Origin of the sequence: Bradyrhizobium sp. Tv2a-2 (assembly GCF_000472425.1) — a bacterium.
In the GTDB taxonomy this organism is placed as follows: domain Bacteria; phylum Pseudomonadota; class Alphaproteobacteria; order Rhizobiales; family Xanthobacteraceae; genus Bradyrhizobium.
This window is the reverse complement of the sequence record NZ_AXAI01000036.1, coordinates 1-20,021: the sequence shown is the minus strand read 5'-3', so window position 1 is coordinate 20,021 and position 20,021 is coordinate 1. Positions and strand designations below refer to the sequence as shown.

The window sequence follows — 20,021 nt, the reverse complement described above, 5'->3', positions numbered from 1 at the left end:
GTGACAGAGGAAACGAGCCATGACGATCGACAGACGCGCATTTTCCGCCGCCCTGCTTGCCGGCGCGGCCGGTTCGCTGATCGCAGCCCGCACCGCCGCCGCCGCGGCGCCACCCAAGGCACGCAACATCGTGCTGGTGCACGGGCTGTTCGCCGACGGCTCCTGCTGGACCGAGGTGATTGCGCGCCTGCAGGCGGCCGGGCTCAATTGCACATCCGTGCAGAACCCGTTGACCACGTTGCCCGAGGCGGTCGCCTCGGCGGAGCGCGTGCTGGCACGGCAGGATGGCCCGACCGTCCTCGTCGGCCATTCTTTTTCCGGGATGATCGTCACCGAGGCCGGCGTGCATCCGAACGTCTCGGCACTGGTCTATGTCGCGGCGCGCGCCCCCGATGCCGGCGAGGACTACACCGCGCTTGCCAAGACCTATCCGACACCGCCGGCGAGCGCCGGCATCGTCTTCGACGGCGACGAAGGCCGTCTCAGCGAGGAGGCCTTCCTGCGCGACTTCGCCGGCGACCTGCCGGAAGCGAAGGCCAAGGTGCTCTATGCGGTGCAGCAGCCGTTCCACAAAGCGTTGCTCGCCGGCAGGACCACCAACGCCGCATGGCGATCGAAGCCAAGCTATTATGCGGTGTCGACCGAGGACCGCACCATCAATCCCGACCTCGAGCGATTCATGGCCAAGCGCATGGGCGCCAAGACCATCGAGGTGAAAGCGAGCCATCTCGGACTGATCTCCCATCCGGAGGAGATCACGAAGCTGATCCTGGAGGCCGCCGGACAGCAGGCCTGACGAGACGGCCTGACAGCTCGTTTCACGCCTTGCGCAACGGGACGAACGATCGCGGCAATGACGCAAGAAACAGCACGACACAGACGCAGAGCAGAACGATATCCTTGAAGATGAACTCGCCTGTGAGATTCCACGCGATCGGGTCGGTCGAGACGCTCCACTTCACGACGCCCGGGGTCGTGAAGAAGAACGACCACGTGATGGCAAAGGTAACAACGCCCATCAGTGATCCTATGGCCGACAGCAGCGGGCTGAATGCGCCCGCAGCAAGCAGTGCTGCGATCGTGAGTTCGGCAACGCCAAGCACGTAGGCTTCTCCCCTCAGGCCGAAGATGGACAGCCAGGAGATGAAGGGGCTGTTGGTGATAAATTGAGCGATGCCCTGCGCCGACTGCAGGGTGAATTTCTGTATGCCGAATGACACGAAAATGACGACCATGACCCAGCGCAGGATTGCGAGGAGTCGATAAGATCCATCGCCCGCTTCGGCGACGTTGAATGATGTGTTCATGACGTTGAATGATGTGTTCATGCCGATTTGCTTCCTTCCCGGGGCGCGACGATTGCGCTGCACGTGCAAGACCGAGAGTCACTTCGCAGCCGGGAAGCCTTGCGTTACGTGTCTCGCCGGTTCCCCGCTTCACAATGATGTGCATTCGGGAAAGGAAATATTCTCAGGGACTGTCCCCTGGCTTCTGCGATGGCTCTCTGCCAGCCGGACTGCACGCAGCCGCCAATTCGGCGAGCGCTGTGCGAACTCGCGCAACCACCTCGGCATGGTCGCGGCTCTCGCTCTGCCTGAACAGGTGCACGGTCGGATACCACGGGCTGTCGTCGCGGCCGAGCAGCCAGCGATAGTCCGGCGTATAGGGCAAAAGGATCCAGGTCGGACGTCCCAGCGCTGCGGCGAGATGCGCGACGCTGGTGTCGACCGAGATTACAAGGTCGAGGCAGGATACGAGCGCCGCCGTCTCCGCAAAATCCGCGAGCTCAATCGTCCAATCGATGATCCGGGTTGCTGCAAGCCTCACCTTGTCTTGCGGCCGCGGGTCCTTCTGCAGGCTGACAAAGGTCGCACCAACCTCGAGGATGGGCAGCATCTCGTGCAGCCGGATCGACCGCTCGCGATCATTGACGTGCCTCGGATTGCCGGACCAGACCAGTCCGACCCGCAACGTCTCATGGGGACCGAGCCGGTCCTCCCACCGCCGCACGCGATCGTCGGCCGGCGATGGCAGGTAGGACGAGGCAGCCGGGATCGTCTCCAGCGCGGTGTTGAAGACCAGCGGCAGGCTCGAAATCGGGCAATGCAGATCGAATGCCGGCAACACGGCCGACTTCGCCACGCAATCGGCGATATCAGCAAGCGGGGCGAGCAGCGTGCACAACGCCTCCTCGACGGCAATAACCACGCGCGCGCCGCGCGCTGCGACCATCGGCACGTAGCGAACGAACTGGATGGAATCTCCTAACCCCTCGTCGGCATAGAGCAGGATGGTCTTGCCAGCGACGTCCTGATCGCCGAACCAGCGAGGTTGCCGAAAATCCGGATATGGCGCCGGCGACGGCAGCCTGAAACGCGCCTCACGCCCCAGCCAACCGGCCGAGAAACTCCCCGTCAGCATCTGCAGCATCGCCACGTTGAACTCGGTCGCGGCATTGTCGGGGGCAACGGCCTTGGAGCGCGCATAGACGGCAAAGGCCTCATCGAACCGATGCAGTCTTGCGAGCGAGAAGGCCTTGTTGTTCAGCGTCTCGACCGAGTCCGGCCAGATCTCGATCGCGCGATCGAACCACGGCAACGCCTCATCGTGCCGCCCGAGCAGCATGAAACCATGGCCGAGATCGTTGCGGATCTTCGGATTTTGCGGATCGAGCTGATGGGCACGCCCCAGGCACAGCAGCGCATCCGAGACATGTCCGGCCTCGATCAGCGCATTGGCAAGGTTGCTCCACAGGCTGGCATCGTCGGGCTTGAGCTGCACCGCTGTGTCGAAAACCCTCACCGCATCGTCGCGCCGTCCGAGGTTGAGAAGCGCAATGCCGAGCGTCGTCAGATAGGCCGGCTTCGCATCAGTCCTCAGCGCGTGGGAGGCCCATTCCACCGCATGATCGAACTGCCCGGCGTTGAAGCAGACCAACGCCATCAGATGCAGGATTTCGGGATTGTCGGGGCTGTGCTCGAGCAGCTGCCGGCAAAGAATCTGCGCTTCGAGAAACCGCCCTGCGCGCATCTCGCCAAGCACGGCGCTTAGCGCCGCGGCAAGGTCGTCGGCCGCGGGCACAGTCGAATCAAGTTTGCCCTGCTCGGCGGCCACCGGTTGCTCGCGGTCCATCAGCGGATGTTCGAAATGATCCCGGAGCTACCGGTATTTGATTCGCGCAAATGCGGCAAAACGGTGTGGTAACGGGTTGATCAGCCGCTCTGCCCGCCCATGGTGCGCCGGAATTCGCGGGGTGCGAGGCCGTTGGCGCGCCTGAACAGGCGATTGAAGTGCGATATGTCGCGGAAACCAGCGTCAAAGGCGATTTCGGCAATGCTCTTGCGACAACTGGCGGGATCGAGCAGATCGCGCGACGCAGCGGTGAGCCGCTTCTCGGTGACATGCTCGCCGACGCTACGGCCGGTCGTCGCGAACAGCCGATGCACATAGCGCTCCGAGCAGCGGAAATGCGCCGCCAGCGCCGCCGCGCCGAGTTCCGCATCACCATGGTGCCGGTCGATATGGTCGCACATCATCGACAGCAGCACCGGCGTCTTCACCTGCTCCGCAGGCGGGTCGGCGAGCACATCGGGCGCATGCGCTATGAGATCGACGACATGCGCGCCGATCGCACCTGCCAACTGGGGCGCGCTCAGGCAGAGATCGGCATAGCTGGCGAGCGTGCGCGACAATGCGCGGCCGCTCTCCGTCGCCGATAATTTCAGCCGCGGCCGATCGAACAACACGGTCGGCAACAGATGCCGCGGCACGGCGAAGCAGAACAGGCGGAAGCTGCGGCAATTGTTGATCTCGAACGGCTCGGTGGTATCGGCGATCGCAAGGTCGCCGGGTCCCGTGATCTGCTCATGGCTGCGCTGCGTGGTTCGGCCGAGCCCATCGAGCTGGAGATTGACGAAGCAGAGATTATCGGTGCTGGCCGTTATATGCGAGGCAAGACGCAGCACGCTGTGCCTGGTCGCCCTGACCAGCGAAACCTGGATGGGCGCGGCCTCGTTGCGCGAGATCGCGCCCTCGAACGGCTGGTCGGCGACCTTGCGCGGCTCGAGCCTGACAAAGGCCGCGGCAAGATCATCAGCCCAGCTGCCGAAGGGCTGATCGCGATGATGCGGCTTGGTCGACCATTCCATGGGCGCCCCAAACGATTGCAGTTTGCGAAAGGCCCGGCGGAGGAAAAGGCTAATCCTCGCCGGAAAAACCGTCAATTGCGCGAGTCGCGCTCTGGAACTCAGCGCGCTGCTTCGAATCCGCCGAGCGCGGCCGTGAGATTCTGCCCCAGAATGTCCGACAAATATCCGCCCTCCTGGACGAACACGGTTGGCAGCCCCATTCGCGCGATGGCTTCACCGATGCGACGGAAGCCGTCGGTGGTCACAGCGAGTCCCTTGAGCGGATCATGCTCGGAGGCATCGAGCCCGAGCGCCACGACCAGCGCGCCCGGCGCGAACGCCTCGATCGCCTTGGCGGCGACGTCCAGCGCCTGCACGTAGCCGTCATCCCTGGTGCCGAGCGGCAAGGGAATATTGAGATTGGTGCCGAGGCCTGCGCCCTCGCCGCGCTCATGGGCATAGCCCCACACGAAAGGATAATAGGCGGTCGGATCGGCATGGATCGAAATCGTGTAGACATCGGAGCGCCCATAGAAGATGCCTTGGGTGCCGTTGCCATGATGCACGTCGACGTCGAGGATCACCACGCGCTCGTGGCTCAGACGCAGATGCGCCGCGGCGATCGCGCTGTTGTTGAGGAAGCAGAAGCCGCCGGCGATATCGCGATACGCATGGTGGCCGGGCGGGCGGCAGAGCGCGTAGACCGCGTCCTCGCCGTCCATCACCATCTGTGCCGCTGTCACGGCGACATCGGTTGCCGCGCATGCGCCGGCCCAGGTGCCAGGACCGATCGGACAGCCGGTGTCAGCGGTGTGCCACCCGAGACGGCCAACGATGTGGGTCGGATAGGTCGCAGCGTGACGGACGGGATGGATGTTGGCGATCATCTCCGGGCCGGCATCGCCCAGCGCGGACCAGGCGTCCCAGGCTTCCGCCAGAAAATTCAGATATTCGACGCTGTGCACCCTTAAACGCGGCCCCTGTCCAAAGACGGTCGGCTCGACCAGCCGATGCTTGCCGGCCGCAAGGCCTTTGAGCAGCCGGTCGGCGCGCTCGGGCTGCTCGGTTGTCTGCTTCACCACGCCGCGCACCAGGAAGAATTGCGGGTCATGGCTCCGATGCTTTTCAGAGTAGACAGCCTTCACACCTTGCTCCTTTGCAAAACAGTTTTTCGTCTCCGTGCCGCTCCACTGCTTTTGCACCGCAGCAGGCTTGAGGCAACCAAAACCGGGAGGCGCGACGATGACACATCTAGGGCCGCGGGGCGTGAAAGCCCTATGTAGCAATCCGCCCGCCGCTGGTATTCGGAACCGAGCACGCCGATCGCCTGGTCGAGAAAGCTGGATCGGGCGCTGCAGTAGATCGCGGCCGGCTGAGCCCGCCGGCGGCTTTCCCGTCAATTTTCGCCGGTGAAATCGACTGTCATAGAACTGTCATCGAAAGTGCGCCACTGCTTGGCAGCATTATTCGATAGGCAGGCCATGGACTATTTCAAACGCTTCAATTTCCTGTTTGCGGCGCCTGTGTTCGAGGCCGACGATCTCGAAGGCATCCGCTTCAACCAGATCATCAGCGAGATCGAACGCTCCGGCTTCGAGGTGGTCAGGGCCCGGAAGCTGGAGGACGCTGAAATCGCGGTGCAGACGGATGCGGCGATCGGCTGCATGGTGGTCGACTGGGGCAAGAAGGGCTTGGAGGGCAAGACCGCCTCGCTGATCAACCTGATGCGCCGCCGCGGCCTCGACTTCCCGATCATCCTGTTGATCCGCCGCAAGCGGTTCGAGGACGTTCCGGTCGAGGTGCTCGACTTCATCGACGGCTATGTGTTCCTCTCCGAGGAAACCCCGCCCTTCATCGCCAAGAACCTGATCAGCCGTCTCAAGCAATATGCGGAGAACCTGAAGACGCCGTTCTTCGGCGCGCTGGTCGATTATGCCGAGGTCGGCAACCAGCTCTGGACCTGTCCGGGCCATAATGGCGGCGTATTCTACAGCCGCAGCCCGATCGGGCGGGTGTTTGTCGAGCATCTCGGCGAAGCGGTGTTCCGCGACGACCTCGACAATTCCGTGCTCGAATTGGGCGATCTCCTCACCCATGAAGGCCCTGCACTGAAGGCGCAGAAGGAAGCAGCGCAGATCTTTGGCGCGGAAAAGACCTATTTCGTGCTCAACGGCACCTCGACCTCAAACAAGGTGGTGCTCGGCGCCCTCGTCACCGACGGCGACCTCGTGCTGTTCGACCGCAACAACCACAAGGCGGCCCATCATGGCGCGCTGATGATGGGGGGCGGCATTCCGGTCTACCTCCCGACGGTCCGCAATGCCTGGGGCCTGATCGGCCCGATGCGCTGGGACGCGATGGATGAGGCCGCGCTGCGCGATCGCATCCGCAACCATCCGCTGATCAAGGACAAGGAGACCTGGCGCAAGCCGCGCCCGTTCCGCGTTGCCGTGATCGAGCAGTGCACCTATGACGGCACCATCCACAACGCCGAGATGATCATCAAGCGCATCGGCCATCTCTGCGAGTACATCCTGTTCGACGAGGCCTGGGCCGGCTTCATGAAATTTCATCCGCTCTATGCCGGCCGCTTCGCCATGGGGCTGAACGGGTTGTCGGCGGAATCACCCGGCATCATCGCAACGCAATCGACCCACAAGCAGCTCTCGAGTTTTTCGCAGGCGTCGCAAATCCACGTCAAGGACCGTCACATCAAGGGGCAGAAACGCCGCATCGAGCACCGCCGCTTCAACGAAAGCTTCATGCAGCACGCCTCGACCTCGCCGTTCTATCCGCTGTTTGCCTCGCTCGACGTCGGCGCACAAATGATGAAGGGCCGCTCGGGCGAAGTGCTGTGGGACGATACGATCCGGCTCGGCATTGAACTGCGCAAGAAGATCCGCGCGGTGCGCCGCGAGTTCGAGGAAAAGGAAATACGCCCGGAACGGCGCTGGTTCTTCGAGCCTTTCGTGCCCGACCGGGTCGCGATCCGCGACGTGTCGCGCGAGGGCAGCGTGCACAATGTCGCCTGGGAAACGGTCAACACCGACTTGCTCGCCACCGATCCCTCCTACTGGCAACTCTCACCGGAATCGCGCTGGCACGGCTTTGCCGGCCTCACGGCGGGCTTTGCCATGACCGATCCGAACAAGCTGACCTTGCTCACGCCCGGCTTCGATCCCGCGACCGGCGCTTATGCCGAGCATGGCATCCCGGCGCCGGTGGTCGCGCAATATCTGCGCGAGAACCGCATCGTGCCGGAAAAGAATGACCTCAATTCCCTGCTGTTCCTGCTGACGCCCGGCGTTGAGGCAAGCAAGGCCGGCACGCTGATCTCTGGGCTCGTCGCCTTCAAGAAGCTGCATGACGACAATGCGCTTGTGGAGGAAGTCATTCCCGAATTCTTCCGGAAGCGGCCGGCGCGTTATCGCGGCATCCGGCTGCGCGACCTCTGCGCCGACATGCACCGCTTCTTCCGCGAGGCCGATGTCAGCGGCCTGCAGGCCAGGCAGTTCCAACCCGAGCATTTGCCCGAGATTGCGATGTCGCCCCACGATGCCGCGCGGCAACTGTTTCGCAATGACGTGGACTATCTGCCGATCGACGAGATTTCACAGCGCATCGCGACCACGCCGTTCGTGGTCTATCCGCCCGGCATCGCCACCATCGTGCCCGGCGAGCGCCTCGATGAACGGGCGAAGCCCATGATCGATTATCTGAAGATGTTCGAACGCTGCTTCAACACCTTCCCGGGCTTCGACGTCGAAATCCAGGGCGTCTATAAGGAGGTTGACGGGTCGGGACGCATCCGGCTCTACACTTACGTGGTCTGCGAATGAACGAATTGGTTGAGAAGCAGGCGGCGAACAGGTCTGCGCCGCAGATATCGGTCCGTCCCTCGCGGGACAGCGATGTCGATGCGATGCTCTCGATCTACCGTCGCCACATCAGGCGCGGTGTGGATGACTCTGTCGACGACAGCGGCACGCCGGAGCCGGACGATTTACGCGACCGGCGCAAGAATTTGCGCAGCCATCGCCTGCCGCATCTGGTGGCGGTCTTCGGCGGCGAAGTGATCGGCTACGCCTATGTCGTCCTGTTCCGCAAACGCCCGGCCTACCGCTACACGGTCAAGCACTCCATCTACATCCACCATGACCATGTCGGCCGCGGCGTCGGGCGGCAGTTGATGCAGGAATTGATTGACGCCTGCGCAGCCCAAGGCTTCCGGCAAATGATCGGCTATATCGATGGCGACAACGCCGCTTCGCTCGCGATCCACGACAAGCTTGGCTTCAGGCGGGTCGGGCAGTTGCCGGGCGTTGCCTACCGCTATGGCCGCTGGTGCGACACCGTGATGGTGCAGCGCTCGCTGGGCGCGGGCACCACGGAAGCCCCGCCGCCGCTCGGCTTCGGTCGGTAACGGTTGCTCGAGCCTCACCTAGAAAACGCGGAAGGACGACTGGAGGGCAACCGAATCGCAGGAGACCCGGGTGCGCTGACCCCGTCGCGGCGGTGGAACCTGCCAGGGAATCACCTTCTGCACGGTCGTCTCAAATGGCGCCGCGTGGGGCGGGGTCACCAGTAAGGCCTCCTTGACGGTGTGATGGAAAAGCGGCCCGATTGGCAGCTCCTCGGAATAAAGCACTTCGACCAGGCAGGCGCGCGAATCGCGCGACGCCCCTTCCCGGGCTTGCGCGGTCGCCGTCAGGGCCAGCAACATCGTCACCGCAACCGCTGGGGTCCTCATGCTTGTCCTTCCGGGAATCGCTGATTCCTCAGCTTACCTGATATCGCCGGCGCTCTGTCGATTCTCGCGTTGGCGATGCGGATCGCCGCTTATTTCATCATTTCGTGTGCACTTTAGATGCATTTCGCCCAACATTCGACAATACCTGTTACAATTGGCCATAGCGGGTATACGATTTGTCTCCGAGCTATTGCCGATCCGGAAACGCAAAGCTATTTTTTGAATATGCGCGCATGGGCGCGCGGCAACCTCAGTGGTTTGCTGGTGGGCGCGGCAAGGAAGAAGAGCAACGATGCCGATGTCTCGACCGCCGTCTGGCTCGCGGGCCTCGCGGTGCGAACCGCTTTCATTGGCATCCTCATCGTCATAACCGCCCGGGTCGCCAGTCCCCAGATCGAGCGCCTTTGGACCCTGCTGGATACGCCCGGCGACCTGATCCGGGTTGCGCTGGGTTTCGCCGTGTGCGTGTGGCTGGTCGTCCACCTCTTCATCGTGCCCAAGGACCCCGGCGGCTACCGAACATGGCTGTATCTCGGCCTCGTCCTGCTGCCGCTGACAGTGTTATGCGCCGTGGTGATCTGGTAGCAGTGCCCTCGCCTCGGCGCGCCTAAAGCGCGATGAGGTTTGGTTGAATCGTCATCGCGCTTTAGGTCTTTGATTGAGCATGATCTTTTCGGAAAACCGCTACACACTTTTCCAGATCATGCTTTAGTCCTCGTTGCGCGCGAGGAATCTGCTCAAGGCTGCGATGACGGAGGGCAAACGCAGTCGCTCCGCGAACAGCTGCTCCTCCTCATCCATGCGCCGCAGCAGCTCGTCCATGGAGGGTTTCAACAACTCCCGCGACAGGGCGACGGCATCCGGCTGCAACTCGCCGATCTCCCGCGCCAGCCTCTGCGCTTCGTTGATGGCATGCCCGGGCGGGACGACGACATTGACGAGCCCCGCCTCGCGGGCCTGTTCGGCGCTCATGGCGCGCCCCATCAGCAGCATCGAGAATGCCCGCTGGCAGCCGGCCATTCGCGACAACAGCAGGCTGGATGCGCCCGTGGGGAGCAGGCCGTACCTGATCATGGGATAGGAAAAGGAAGCGGTCGTGCCTGCGATCACATAGTCACAGTGCAGGACCATGGTGGCGCCGGTGCCGACCGCAGGGCCGTCGACTGCGGCAACAAGCGGCTTCCTGCTATTGATCAGCGAGCGCAGCAAGACAAGCCTGCCGCTGACGGATTCAGGTGCCGTGTCGGCATCATCCAGAATCTCGCTGAGATCGTCGCCGGCACTGAACACCCCTGACCGCCCGGCGAGGATGAGACAGCGAATGGCGGAATTGGATTGCGCCGAATCGATCGCCTCGCTCATCGCCAGAAACATTTCGCGCGTGAGCGCATTCCTCTTCTCGGGCCGCCGCATCGCAATGGTGCGGGTGAAGCCCTCGTTCGAAACGATGATGTGCTTCGACATGCCGTTCCTCACTGGCCCGACGGCGTGCGCAGGCCGTGCCAGGCGTCGCGAACCTGGTGGTAGTGGACTTCCGGCAGATAATCCGGCGTGTTCAGGTTCAGGGTCTTGATGTCAAGCCGCCCGACCGCGCTGAGCAAGGTGTAGGATGCGATGACGCGATCGCGCTGCGAGGTAATCTGACGGGTCCGGGCATTGGTCAGGTCCTGCTGCGCGTTGAGCACGTCGATAGTCGTGCGCTGCCCGCCGGCCGCTTCGCGGCGGACTCCCTGCAGCGCAATGTCGGCAGCCTTCACCTCGGCCTCCGCCGCCTTCAGCGCGATCTTGGTGCCCTCGTTGGCGACCCAGGCGCTGACGACCGCAGTCCGCGACTGGTTTCTGACCTGCTGGAGCACCAGCCGGCTCTGCGAGGTAACCTCCTTGGCCTGGCGTGTCTGTGAGGCCGCGGTACCGCCGTCGTAGATCGGAACGTTGACCTGACCGATGACTGACGCCTGATCCTCTCTTGCTGTGGTCAGGGTCGGATCGTTCTCGACGGCGTGACTGGCGCTCGCCTGCACCGACACCGTCGGCAAGAGGGTGCTTTCGGCGACCTTGATCGAGGTCGTTGCGACGTCCACGTCGTAACCGGCGCCGAGGATTGCCGGATGCTCGCGGTTGGCGATGTCGATCGCTCCGGGCTCGGTGAGCGGGATCAACCGGTCGACCGGGCTTCCGGGCGCGAGCTGCGAGGCCGCCTCGCCGATGACCTGGACGTAGATTTCCTTGCTGATTGCGAATTGCACTTCCGCGGCGTTCAGATCGGCCAGTCCACGGCTCAGCCGCGCTTCGGCCTGTGCAGTGTCGGTCGGGGTGACGTCGCCGGCGTTGAGACGGCGCTGGGTGGTCGCCTGGATCTCGCGCAGCACCTGGACGTTGGTTCGCTGTGCCTCATAGAGCGCAGAATTGGCCATGACATTCATGTAGGCCGTCACGGCGTCCAGCAGCACGCCCTGCCCAACATTGCGCAGCGCCTCGCGCCCGGACCGCACCTGAAATTCCGCGACACGCACGCTGTTCGCAGTCTTGTTGCCGTTGAACAGTACCTGCGACACTGTGAGCCCGATCGTCCATGGCTTCAGCGTCGCGGTTTGAATGGTGTTGTCGGGCAACAGATTGCGCACCGCCTGCAGCCCACTGGTGAGACTTGCCACGATCTGCGGCCGATAGCCGGCCAGCGCCTGCGGCACGTTTTCATCGGTTCCACGCTGCCGCGCGCGCTCGGCGTTGAGCTGCGGGTTGTTCTGGTACGCCTTGACCAGAGCCTCCGGCAGCGTCTCAGCGCGCGCGTCTGCAGTCGCAACACGCGCGATGAGCGCGGCAAGACCAAGCGCAAGACCAAGCCGCGCACAGGCCCGGCCTATCCCCGCCACGGGGACCTTACGCGGGCGTATGGAAGCGGCTCTGCTCACACCTTACCTCGACCGTCACCTGGTCCGTTATTCCACCGCACCGGTGTCCTCGGGACTGAACCCTGCCCGCCTTCGCGGCGAGAACGTGGAGATCAGTGCGGGCAGCGTGATGAGAATGACGACAGGCGCCACGATCATGCCCGCAACCACCACAATCGCCAACGGTTTTTGCACCTGCGAACCGATGCCGGTGGACAACGCCGCGGGCAAAAGCCCGACGCCGGCCACCACGCAGGTCATCAGCACCGGGCGCAACTGAAGCTCGCCGGTGCGCAGGATGGCCCTGCCGCGTTCCATGCCCTGATCGATGAGCTGGTTGTATTGCGACAGGATGATGATCCCGTCCATGACCGAAATGCCGAACAGCGCAATGAAGCCGATCGCGGCCGAGACGCTGAACGGGATCCCGGTCACCAGCAGGCCGACAATACCGCCGAATACTGCCATTGGGATGACGCTCATGGTGAGCACGGTGTCCACCACGGAACCGAAATTGAACCAGATCAGCATCGCGATCAGCGCCAGGCTGATGGGAACGACGATCGACAGCCGTCGGATCGCGTCCTGCAGATTGCCGAACTCGCCGACCCATTCCAGCCGCGAGCCCGGCGGCAATTGCACCTGCTCTGCAATCTTCTGCTGCGCCTCCCGGATGGCACCGCCGAGATCACGCTCGCGTACCGAGAATTTGATCGGCAGATAGCGCTCCTGCTGTTCCCGATAGATGTAGGCAGCGCCGGAGACCAGCTTGATCGATGCAACCTCGCTGAGCGGAATCTGGGTGATGCCGTTCTGTGCCTGCACCCCGATCCTCAGATTCTGGATCGCCTCCGCGCTCTTGCGATATTCCGGCGCGAGGCGGACGATGATCGGAAAATGCCGGTCGCTGCCGGGCTCGTAGAGATCGCCCGCGCTGTCGCCGCCGATCGCGGTGCGGATGGTGGTGTTGATGTCGCCGGGCGCGAGCCCATAGCGCGCCGCCCGTGCGCGGTCGATGTCGATCTGGATCGTGGGCTGGCCGAGCGAGGTGAACACTGCAAGGTCGGTGATGCCCTGCACCGTCGCCAGCACCGACTTGATCTTGTTGGCGGTCGTGGTCAGCGCCTGCAGGTCGTTGCCGAACAGCTTGATCGAGTTCTCGCCCTTTACGCCGGATACGGCTTCGGACACGTTGTCCTGCAGATATTGCGAGAAATTGAACTCGACACCCGGAAACCTCGCCTGCAGCTGCGCCAGCAGCCGGGCCGTCAGACCATCCTTGTCCTCTCCGGCCGGCCAATCCTTCGCGGGCTTCAGCGGCGCGAAAAACTCCGCATTGAAGAAGCCGGCGGCGTCGGTGCCGTCGTCGGGCCGGCCGTGCTGGGAGACGACGTTCTCCACCTCGGGCAGGCTCGCGATCAGCCTGCGCATCTCGTTGACGTAGGAATTTCCTTCCTGCAGCGAAATCGTCGGCGGCAGGGTGGCGCGGATCCACAGATTGCCCTCCTCCAGCTTCGGCAGGAACTCAAGCCCCAGCAGCCGAACGGCAAAGACGCTCATGACGACGAGCGCCGCACCTCCGACGAGCACCAGGCGCCGGTTCTGCAGCGAAAGGCGCAGCGTCGGCATGTAAAGCCGATGCAGGACGCGCATGATCAGGGTCTCGGTTTCCTCGACATGCGCCGGCAGGATGATCGCGCTCAACGCCGGCGTCACGGTAAAGGTCGCAATCAGTCCGCCGGCCAGCGCATAGGCATAGGTCCGCGCCATCGGGCTGAAGATGTTGCCCTCGACGCCGCTCAAGGTGAACAGCGGGATGAAGGCCGCGATGATGATGGCGGCGGCGAAGAAGATCGATCGCGAGACGTCGGCGGCCGCGGTCAGGATGGCGTGATGCTTCATCGCCATCATGGTGCGCGGCGATATCTCGGCCTGCTCGCTCTCGGACAACACCTCGGTGTGCGACAGTCGGCGGAAGATTGCTTCCACCATGATCACGGTGCCATCGACAATCAGGCCGAAATCGATGGCGCCGACCGATAGCAGGTTGGCGGATTCGCCCCGCAGCACCAGGATGGAAACCGCGAAGAACAGCGCGAACGGAATCGTAGCGCCGACGATCAACGCGCTGCGCAGGTCGCCGAGAAATATCCATTGCAGGAGTACGATCAGCAGGATGCCGAACACCATGTTCTCAAGGACGGTCTTCGTCGTGGTCTCGATCAGATCCTTGCGGTCATAGATGCGCTCGATACGCACGCCGGGGGGCAGCACACCCGAATTGTTGATTTGGTCCACGACCTTTTCGACGCGCGCGATGGTCGGCGAGCTCTGCTCGCCGCGACGCATCAGCACGATACCCTGGACGATGTCGTCGTCGTCGTTCTCGCCGGCGATGCCGAGCCGCGGCTGGTAGCCGACCTCGACGGTGGCGACGTCCTTGACCAGCACCGGCGTGCCGTTACTCGCCGAAATCATGGTGTTGGCGAGGTCGTCGATCGACCGGATCAGGCCGACGCCGCGTACGACCGCCGATTGCGAACCGATATTGACGGTGTTGCCGCCGACATTGATGTTCGAATTGCTCACCGCCTGCAGAAGCTGCGGCAGGGTCAGCCCGTTGGCGACCAGCTTGTTGAAGTCGACCTGCAGCTCGTAGGTCTTGGTCTTGCCGCCCCACCCCGTGACGTCGATGACGCCGGGCACGGTGCGGAAACGGCGTTGCAGGACCCAGTCCTGCAAGGTCTTCAGGTCGAGCACCGAATAGTTGGGCGGTCCGACCAGGCGATAGCGGTAGATCTCGCCGATCGGGCTCAGCGGCGAAATCTGCGGCTGGGCGTTGTTCAACAGCGGCGACAGCTGCGAGAGGCGGTTCAGAACCTGCTGCAACGCCTGTTCGTAGGTGTAATCGAAGGTGAATTGCAGTTTGACGTCGGACAGGCCGTAAAGCGAGATGGTGCGGATGACGTTGAGGTTCTTGATGCCGGAAAGCTGGGTCTCCAGCGGAATGGTGATGTAGCGCTCGATCTCCTCGGCCGACAGCCCGGCACTTTGCGTCACCACGTCGACCATCGGCGGTGTCGGATCGGGATAGGCCTCGATGTTCAATTGCTGGAACGCAATGAGGCCGCCGATGATGACGGCGGCGAAAAGCCCTACCATCAGGAAGCGGCGACTGACTGCGAAAGAGACGAGGCGGTCCATTCGATCGGGATCTCTGTGGGAGGGAGGTCTTGCGGCTTACGTGCCCGAAGCCGCCCGGTCGATGAACAGACTGCCTCTCGTGATGACCATTTCTCCGGGCTTCAGATTGCTGGTGACTTCGACCATGTCGCCGTTGATGAGCCCGGTCTGGACCTCGCGAAGCTCGACCGACTTGTCGTTGCGAGCCACCCACAAGCGGACGCGCTCGCCTTCGTAGATCAGCGCCTGCTTGGGCACGCCGACCGATTTCCGGTCCTCGCCCGCGAAGATTGTGACATTGGCAAACATCTCCGGCTTGAAGAGACCTTCCTTGTTGTCGACGGTGGCGCGGACCATGAGCCTGCGCGTGTTCGGATCGATCGCCGCGGAGACGTAGTTGATCGTGGCCTTGAAGACGCGCCCCGGCAGCGCCAGCACGTTGAACTCGATCTCCTGGCCGAGCTTGACGTCTGCGGCCTCGCTCTCGCGCACGAAGGCGGTCAGCCAGACGGTGGAGAGGTCGCCGATCACGAAGACCGGATCGCTCGCGCCGCTGCTGATGAATTGGCCAGGACCGACCTTGCGCTGCACGACGGTGCCGGCAATCGGAGAATAGATCGGCGTGTCGGCGGAGATCTGCCGCGTCTTCTGGAAATTCGAGATCTGGTCCTCTGAACGACCCAGAATGCGCAGCCGGTTGTGCGCGGCCTCGACCGCCGTTTCCGCCGCCCGCATGTCGTTCTGCGCCTGGGTAAGATCGGCCTCCGACTGTTGCCAATCCTTCAGCGGCACCGCCTTGCCCGCATAGAGATCGTTCTGACGCTTCTCGACGATCTGCGCCAGATTGAGCTTCGACTGGGCGCTGTTCATCGCGCTGAGCGCCGAAGCGAAGTCGTTGAGCGCCTGGACGGTGTCAGTGGCCTCGATGATGAACAGGGCCTGGCCGGGCTGCACCGTATCGCTCGGCTTCACCATGAGCTTTATGACACGACCGGCATAGGGCGAAAAGATCGGCGTGGAGCTGTCCTCATTGACCGCGATCTTGCCCTCGGTGATGTGCTCGCGGCGAAACACCTGCTCCCTCGCCGGCTCGGCCGTCAGGTTCGCCCACTGCTCCGGCGTCGGCACGAAACGCGCCGCCTGCGGCTTGGCCGCGGCCTCGGACTGAGCATGCGGCGCAAAAAATCTCTTGCCGCCGAAGACCACGGCCCCAGCCACAACCGCCAGAATCAGCACGATCGAGAGCGTTCGCCTGTTCACGAGGGCGCCAATATTCATGTTGCAGACTTGTACATGGACCTACCCCACCCCCTCCCCGTCGCATCAACAGGGGAAGCCCGCCACGCCCGGTCGGGTGGCCCTCGTCATATTGCCGATCCGGCACTGCCGCAATAGCTTGCGAAGACTGGCACGTTAGCCGATTCGGGGAGCGCCCTCCCGTGATCTGGATAGCCCGCAAAGCCCTTGCCTTTTGTGACCAGGGCGGCTGCGACATACCATACGAAAAGCGGGAAAACTTACACCAACCTTACAATACTTGTGGGAATGCGGGCGCTCAGTTTCAGGCAGCTATAGCGGTTGCGAATCTCCTTGACCAGCAGCGGCGAAAGGGACCATTCGCCTATCCGGCACTGGATTGGGAAGATGAGCATCCACGCCCAATGCGCAGGTAAGCTTGTATGCGTCTGTTGATCGTCGAGGACAATGAGGAGCTCGCGGAGCTGCTGGCCAAGGGGCTGCGCACCGCAGGCTATGAGGCCGACATATTGTCCTCGATCGAAGAGGCGCGCAGCGTGCTGGAGACCACCTTCTACGCCGCGCTCATTCTCGACCTCGGCCTGCCCGACGGCGATGGGCTGGAGCTGCTGCGCGAAGTCAGGCATCGCAACAATCCGATTCCCGTCCTGGTGCTCACCGCCCGCGGCGGCCTGCACGATCGCGTCCATGGCCTGCGCAGCGGTGCTGATGACTATCTGGTGAAGCCGTTTGCGCTGGAGGAGCTGATCGCGCGACTCGAAGCGCAGCTGCGCCGGCCCGGCCAGCTGCTCGGCAGCTCGCTCCGCATCGCCAATCTCGAATTCAATACCCAGAGCCGGCAGGCCTCGATCGACGAGCAGCCCCAGGTGCTGTCGGCCCGCGAGACTGCCGTGCTCGAACTCCTGATGCGCAGCAAGGGGCGCGTGGTCTCCAAGAAGCAGGTGGAGGATCACATTTACGGCCATTCCGGCGATGTCGGCTCCAACGCCATCGAGGTCTATGTCCACCGCCTGCGCAAGCAGCTGTCGGACCGCGGCGCCAAGGTCCAGGTCCATACCATTCGCGGCGTCGGCTATCTGATCGCAGAGGACAAGTAGCGTGCCGAGATTCCAGTCGATTCTCTCGCGCATCGTCATCCTTCACATCGTCGCCGTCGTCATTACCTCGATCCTGATGTCGGTCGGCCTGTCCTGGCTACTGAGCTATGCGACCAACAACATTCACAACAAGGCGATGCAGGAGCAGGCCAATGCGGTGGCCGAGCGGCTGAGCGTCGATGCCGACGGCCGCCTGCAACTGAACCTGTCCTCCGACCTGCTCGGACTCTATTCGCCGGAGTATGGCCGCTACTCCTTTGCGGTGATCGACGCGCACGGCGCCGTGCTGTTTTCCTCCGCCAAGGATCACACCGCACTGTTTCCAGCCGACACGCGCCGGGGCGAGGTCGAGTTCCTGCAGCAGCGACGCGACAGCGCGACCGTGTCGGGCGCAAGTGTCCGCAAGACGATCGGCAATCAGACCGTCTGGGTCCAGGCCGGCGAGGATCTGACCAACCGCGACGTGCTCACCGACGACATTGTCGCGGATTTCTACAAGGACGTCGGCTGGATTACGCTGCCGATCCTCCTGGTGCTCCTGATCACCGATATCGCGATTTTCCGCCGCGCGCTGCGGCCGCTGCGGGAGGCGTCCGAGATCGCCGCCGAGATCGGGCCGACGCGGCCGGGATTGCGGCTGCCGACCAAGGAAATTCCGCGCGAGGTTCGCCCGCTGGTCTCGGCAGTCAATCTGGGCCTCGACCGGATGGAAGAAGGCTTCAAGATCCAGCGCGAATTCACCGCCGACGCCGCCCATGAGCTACGCACGCCCTTGAGCATCTTGCGGACGCGGATCGATGTGCTGGAGGATACGGAGATCCGCCAGGCGCTTCGCCATAACGTCGAGGGCATGGCCCATATCGTTGGCCAGTTGCTCGACTTCGCCGAGCTCGATGCGGTCGCCATCGACCCTACGGAAAAGGCGGACCTGCAATCGGTCGCCGCCGAAGTCGCGGAATTCGTCGCCCCTTTGGCGCTGGCGCAAGGCAAGGACGTCGCCCTCTCCGGCGCAACCGCGCCGGTCTGGGTCCGAGGCAGTGCGGAAATGCTGAGCCGGGCGATCCGCAACCTGGCGGAAAACGCCATCAACCACACCGCGCCGGGCTCGACGGTCGAATTTGTTGTCGAGGACAGCGGCAAGGTCAGCGTGCTGGATCAGGGCCCCGGCATTGCCGAGCACGAGCGCGAGCTGATCTTCCGGCGCTTCTGGCGGCGCGACCGCCGCAAGGCGGGCAGCACCGGCCTCGGCCTGTCGATCGTGCAGCGCATTGCCGAACTGCATTCGGCAACCATCACCGTGGAAAACCGCCGCCCGAATGGCGCCTGTTTTTCCCTGAAATTCGCGCCGCTGAAATAGCCCTGCGGGTGTGCCAATTGATCAGGACGGAAAGTCTGCAGCCTTGATGTTGATGCGGTCGGCATGCAGCGACCACTCGCATAGCCGCTCGGCCTTGCAGAATTTCTGTTTGGCGAGTTCCGTAGCCTCGCCCTCGCTGGGCGCGTCGATCTCGACGGTTTTCTGGCAGATCTCAATCTGCCGGCCGTTATCGCCCAGTACGTCCTTCATGAAGCTGACGACATAGCGCGACATGATCCCTCCCTGGGGCCTCAAGCAATATCCGGCCCGCTCTTTTTAGACCCATCTGGCGCGGGCCGCTTGACGTCGATCAAGCGTCACAATTGCGAAGGAATTTTGTCGCTTTTGCGCGGACCGTTTAGGCGCCGGCAGCCGGAAGGCTCGCCGCGGCGATCTCGGCAATCAGCACAGGGCGGTGGCGGAGGCGCGACGGCGCCGAACGCAGCAATGAGGACAGTGATCGCATCGGAGCGGTTCCCTTTTCGCGCCAGGCGGAAAAGGCCCGCAAAATCATAGCGCAACGTCAAAAATGGCGTCGCCGGAACTGCTCTCGAGGCCGTGGCGGAAATAGCAATGCCACCGCTGCGGCAGGCTGCTGTCGCAGTCCAATTGTTGCTGCCGGTCGCCCTGGGGCGCACTTCTCCGCCGCCTTGCGTGCTATCTCGGGGTGATGCCGAAGGTGCGGGCGAACCGCTCCTGGAAGCGCGGCCAGACCTCGGGATTGATGATGCGCGGCGGCCGCTTGCCGTCGAGGGTATCGAGCATCTGCTCGGCGGCGATCCGGCCCATGTTCTCCCGCGCCTCCCTGGTCACGCCGGCGGTATGGGGGCTCGCCAGCACATTGTCGAACTGCAGCAAGGGATGCTCCGGCGGTGGCGGTTCCTTGGACCAGACGTCAAGGCCGGCCCCGGCAATGCGCTTGTCTCGCAGCGCCGCTTCCAGCGCCGCCTCGTCATGGATGAAACCGCGTGCGGTGGTGATGAAAAAGGCGTGCTTCGGCATCAGCGCGAACTCGCGCGCGCCGATCATGCCACGGCTTTCCTTGGTGAGCGGGCAGTTGATCGACACGAAGTCCGACCGACGCAGGAGATCGTCGAGCTCTACCTGTGAACTTTCAGGAGGTTGTCCATTCGGCCCGTGCCGTGAACGCTGATGTCACCAAACACACAGTGATTCGCGGGGGACCGAATGGACACTCACAAGAATGCGCCACTGACGCCCAAAGGTCGAGAGGCCATGGTGCGATGCGTTGTTGAAGGCGGGCTGAGCAAGGCAGCCGCCGCGTGCCAGTTCAACGTTACGCCAAAGACTGTCGCCAAATGGGTCAAGCGGTTCCGCGCAGAAGGCGTGGATGGGCTG

General features: G+C 63.3%; 17 protein-coding genes and 1 pseudogene. 7 read left to right on the top strand and 11 right to left on the bottom strand.

The window, feature by feature from the left end; translation table 11 throughout:
- Positions 1–19 precede the first annotated feature (19 nt).
- Entirely contained in the window at positions 20–796 is a 777-nt protein-coding gene (locus A3AI_RS0138270) for an alpha/beta fold hydrolase (RefSeq protein WP_024520568.1), read from the top strand.
- Positions 797–818: 22 nt separating this feature from the next.
- Here the strand turns inward: A3AI_RS0138270 and A3AI_RS0138265 are convergent, their stop codons facing one another.
- From A3AI_RS0138265 to A3AI_RS0138250, 4 genes are all read right to left on the bottom strand, one after another.
- Positions 819–1,307: a YkgB family protein gene (locus A3AI_RS0138265; protein ID WP_024520567.1), complete on the bottom strand. Its 489-nt coding sequence runs from the start codon at positions 1,305–1,307 to the stop codon at positions 819–821.
- A 163-nt stretch (positions 1,308–1,470) separates the two neighbouring features.
- Positions 1,471–3,132 (bottom strand): tetratricopeptide repeat-containing glycosyltransferase family protein, encoded by a 1,662-nt coding sequence (locus tag A3AI_RS0138260; protein ID WP_024520566.1) that lies wholly within the window; start codon positions 3,130–3,132, stop codon positions 1,471–1,473.
- Between the two features lie 80 nt (positions 3,133–3,212).
- Positions 3,213–4,148 carry a helix-turn-helix domain-containing protein gene (locus A3AI_RS0138255; protein WP_024520565.1) on the bottom strand — a complete coding sequence of 312 codons (936 nt, stop codon included), beginning with the start codon at positions 4,146–4,148 and terminating at the stop codon, positions 3,213–3,215.
- Positions 4,149–4,246: 98 nt separating this feature from the next.
- Positions 4,247–5,272: a histone deacetylase family protein gene (locus A3AI_RS0138250; RefSeq protein ID WP_024520564.1), complete on the bottom strand. Its 1,026-nt coding sequence runs from the start codon at positions 5,270–5,272 to the stop codon at positions 4,247–4,249.
- Between the two features lie 336 nt (positions 5,273–5,608).
- Here A3AI_RS0138250 and A3AI_RS0138245 point away from each other — a divergent pair, with 336 nt between their 5' ends.
- Both A3AI_RS0138245 and A3AI_RS0138240 read left to right on the top strand, forming a co-directional pair.
- Positions 5,609–7,966 (top strand): Orn/Lys/Arg family decarboxylase, encoded by a 2,358-nt coding sequence (locus tag A3AI_RS0138245; RefSeq protein WP_024520563.1) that lies wholly within the window; start codon positions 5,609–5,611, stop codon positions 7,964–7,966.
- The gene (locus A3AI_RS0138240; protein ID WP_024520562.1) at positions 7,963–8,550 is read left to right on the top strand and encodes a GNAT family N-acetyltransferase; all 588 of its coding nucleotides are present in this window, start codon (positions 7,963–7,965) and stop codon (positions 8,548–8,550) included. The genes A3AI_RS0138245 and A3AI_RS0138240 overlap by 4 nt, the downstream gene beginning before the upstream one ends.
- 18 nt (positions 8,551–8,568) lie before the next feature.
- Here the strand turns inward: A3AI_RS0138240 and A3AI_RS0138235 are convergent, their stop codons facing one another.
- Entirely contained in the window at positions 8,569–8,877 is a 309-nt protein-coding gene (locus A3AI_RS0138235) for a hypothetical protein (RefSeq protein WP_024520561.1), read from the bottom strand.
- A gap of 219 nt (positions 8,878–9,096) precedes the next feature.
- On the opposite strand from A3AI_RS0138235, the gene A3AI_RS0138230 reads away from it, so the two are divergent.
- Complete coding sequence (locus A3AI_RS0138230; RefSeq protein ID WP_156928134.1) at positions 9,097–9,462, top strand: hypothetical protein; 366 nt, start codon at positions 9,097–9,099, stop codon at positions 9,460–9,462.
- A 123-nt stretch (positions 9,463–9,585) separates the two neighbouring features.
- Here A3AI_RS0138230 and A3AI_RS0138225 read toward each other — a convergent pair whose 3' ends face one another.
- The 4 genes from A3AI_RS0138225 to A3AI_RS0138210 all read right to left on the bottom strand — a co-directional run bounded on the left by A3AI_RS0138225 (position 9,586) and on the right by A3AI_RS0138210 (position 16,229).
- Entirely contained in the window at positions 9,586–10,341 is a 756-nt protein-coding gene (locus A3AI_RS0138225; protein WP_024520559.1) for an enoyl-CoA hydratase/isomerase family protein, read from the bottom strand.
- Positions 10,342–10,349: 8 nt separating this feature from the next.
- Entirely contained in the window at positions 10,350–11,690 is a 1,341-nt protein-coding gene (locus tag A3AI_RS0138220; RefSeq protein ID WP_051382719.1) for a TolC family outer membrane protein, read from the bottom strand.
- A 126-nt stretch (positions 11,691–11,816) separates the two neighbouring features.
- Positions 11,817–14,972: an efflux RND transporter permease subunit gene (locus A3AI_RS0138215; RefSeq protein ID WP_024520557.1), complete on the bottom strand. Its 3,156-nt coding sequence runs from the start codon at positions 14,970–14,972 to the stop codon at positions 11,817–11,819.
- A gap of 36 nt (positions 14,973–15,008) precedes the next feature.
- Positions 15,009–16,229: an efflux RND transporter periplasmic adaptor subunit gene (locus tag A3AI_RS0138210; protein WP_024520556.1), complete on the bottom strand. Its 1,221-nt coding sequence runs from the start codon at positions 16,227–16,229 to the stop codon at positions 15,009–15,011.
- Between the two features lie 401 nt (positions 16,230–16,630).
- Here A3AI_RS0138210 and A3AI_RS0138205 point away from each other — a divergent pair, with 401 nt between their 5' ends.
- Both A3AI_RS0138205 and A3AI_RS0138200 read left to right on the top strand, forming a co-directional pair.
- Complete coding sequence (locus A3AI_RS0138205) at positions 16,631–17,305, top strand: response regulator transcription factor (protein ID WP_024520555.1); 675 nt, start codon at positions 16,631–16,633, stop codon at positions 17,303–17,305.
- A 1-nt stretch (position 17,306) separates the two neighbouring features.
- Positions 17,307–18,662, top strand: a complete 1,356-nt coding sequence (locus A3AI_RS0138200) for a sensor histidine kinase (RefSeq protein ID WP_024520554.1) — start codon at positions 17,307–17,309, stop codon at positions 18,660–18,662.
- Between the two features lie 21 nt (positions 18,663–18,683).
- Here the strand turns inward: A3AI_RS0138200 and A3AI_RS0138195 are convergent, their stop codons facing one another.
- Together A3AI_RS0138195 and A3AI_RS0138185 are read right to left on the bottom strand one after the other, a co-directional pair.
- Positions 18,684–18,896, bottom strand: coding sequence for a hypothetical protein (locus tag A3AI_RS0138195; RefSeq protein ID WP_024520553.1), 213 nt, complete (start codon positions 18,894–18,896; stop codon positions 18,684–18,686).
- 423 nt (positions 18,897–19,319) lie between these two features.
- Positions 19,320–19,769: pseudogene (locus tag A3AI_RS0138185) on the bottom strand (NAD(P)-dependent oxidoreductase); the annotation flags it as partial.
- An 81-nt stretch (positions 19,770–19,850) separates the two neighbouring features.
- On the opposite strand from A3AI_RS0138185, the gene A3AI_RS46840 reads away from it, so the two are divergent.
- A partial coding sequence (locus A3AI_RS46840; protein WP_036050510.1) for a helix-turn-helix domain-containing protein occupies positions 19,851–20,021 on the top strand: 171 nt, incomplete at its 3' end.

What these genes read in the sequence shown, in the direction of transcription:
- A3AI_RS0138205 (WP_024520555.1), top strand. Translation starts at nt 16,631, where the DNA reads ATGCGTCTGTTGATCGTCGAGGACAATGAGGAGCTCGCGGAGCTGCTG.
- A3AI_RS0138245 (WP_024520563.1), top strand. Translation starts at nt 5,609, where the DNA reads ATGGACTATTTCAAACGCTTCAATTTCCTGTTTGCGGCGCCTGTGTTC.
- A3AI_RS0138215 (WP_024520557.1), bottom strand. Translation starts at nt 14,972, where the DNA reads ATGGACCGCCTCGTCTCTTTCGCAGTCAGTCGCCGCTTCCTGATGGTA.
- A3AI_RS0138260 (WP_024520566.1), bottom strand. Translation starts at nt 3,132, where the DNA reads ATGGACCGCGAGCAACCGGTGGCCGCCGAGCAGGGCAAACTTGATTCG.
- A3AI_RS0138265 (WP_024520567.1), bottom strand. Translation starts at nt 1,307, where the DNA reads ATGAACACATCATTCAACGTCGCCGAAGCGGGCGATGGATCTTATCGA.
- A3AI_RS0138270 (WP_024520568.1), top strand. Translation starts at nt 20, where the DNA reads ATGACGATCGACAGACGCGCATTTTCCGCCGCCCTGCTTGCCGGCGCG.
- A3AI_RS0138195 (WP_024520553.1), bottom strand. Translation starts at nt 18,896, where the DNA reads ATGTCGCGCTATGTCGTCAGCTTCATGAAGGACGTACTGGGCGATAAC.
- A3AI_RS0138255 (WP_024520565.1), bottom strand. Translation starts at nt 4,148, where the DNA reads ATGGAATGGTCGACCAAGCCGCATCATCGCGATCAGCCCTTCGGCAGC.
- A3AI_RS0138225 (WP_024520559.1), bottom strand. Translation starts at nt 10,341, where the DNA reads ATGTCGAAGCACATCATCGTTTCGAACGAGGGCTTCACCCGCACCATT.
- A3AI_RS0138240 (WP_024520562.1), top strand. Translation starts at nt 7,963, where the DNA reads ATGAACGAATTGGTTGAGAAGCAGGCGGCGAACAGGTCTGCGCCGCAG.
- A3AI_RS0138235 (WP_024520561.1), bottom strand. Translation starts at nt 8,877, where the DNA reads ATGAGGACCCCAGCGGTTGCGGTGACGATGTTGCTGGCCCTGACGGCG.
- A3AI_RS0138210 (WP_024520556.1), bottom strand. Translation starts at nt 16,229, where the DNA reads ATGAATATTGGCGCCCTCGTGAACAGGCGAACGCTCTCGATCGTGCTG.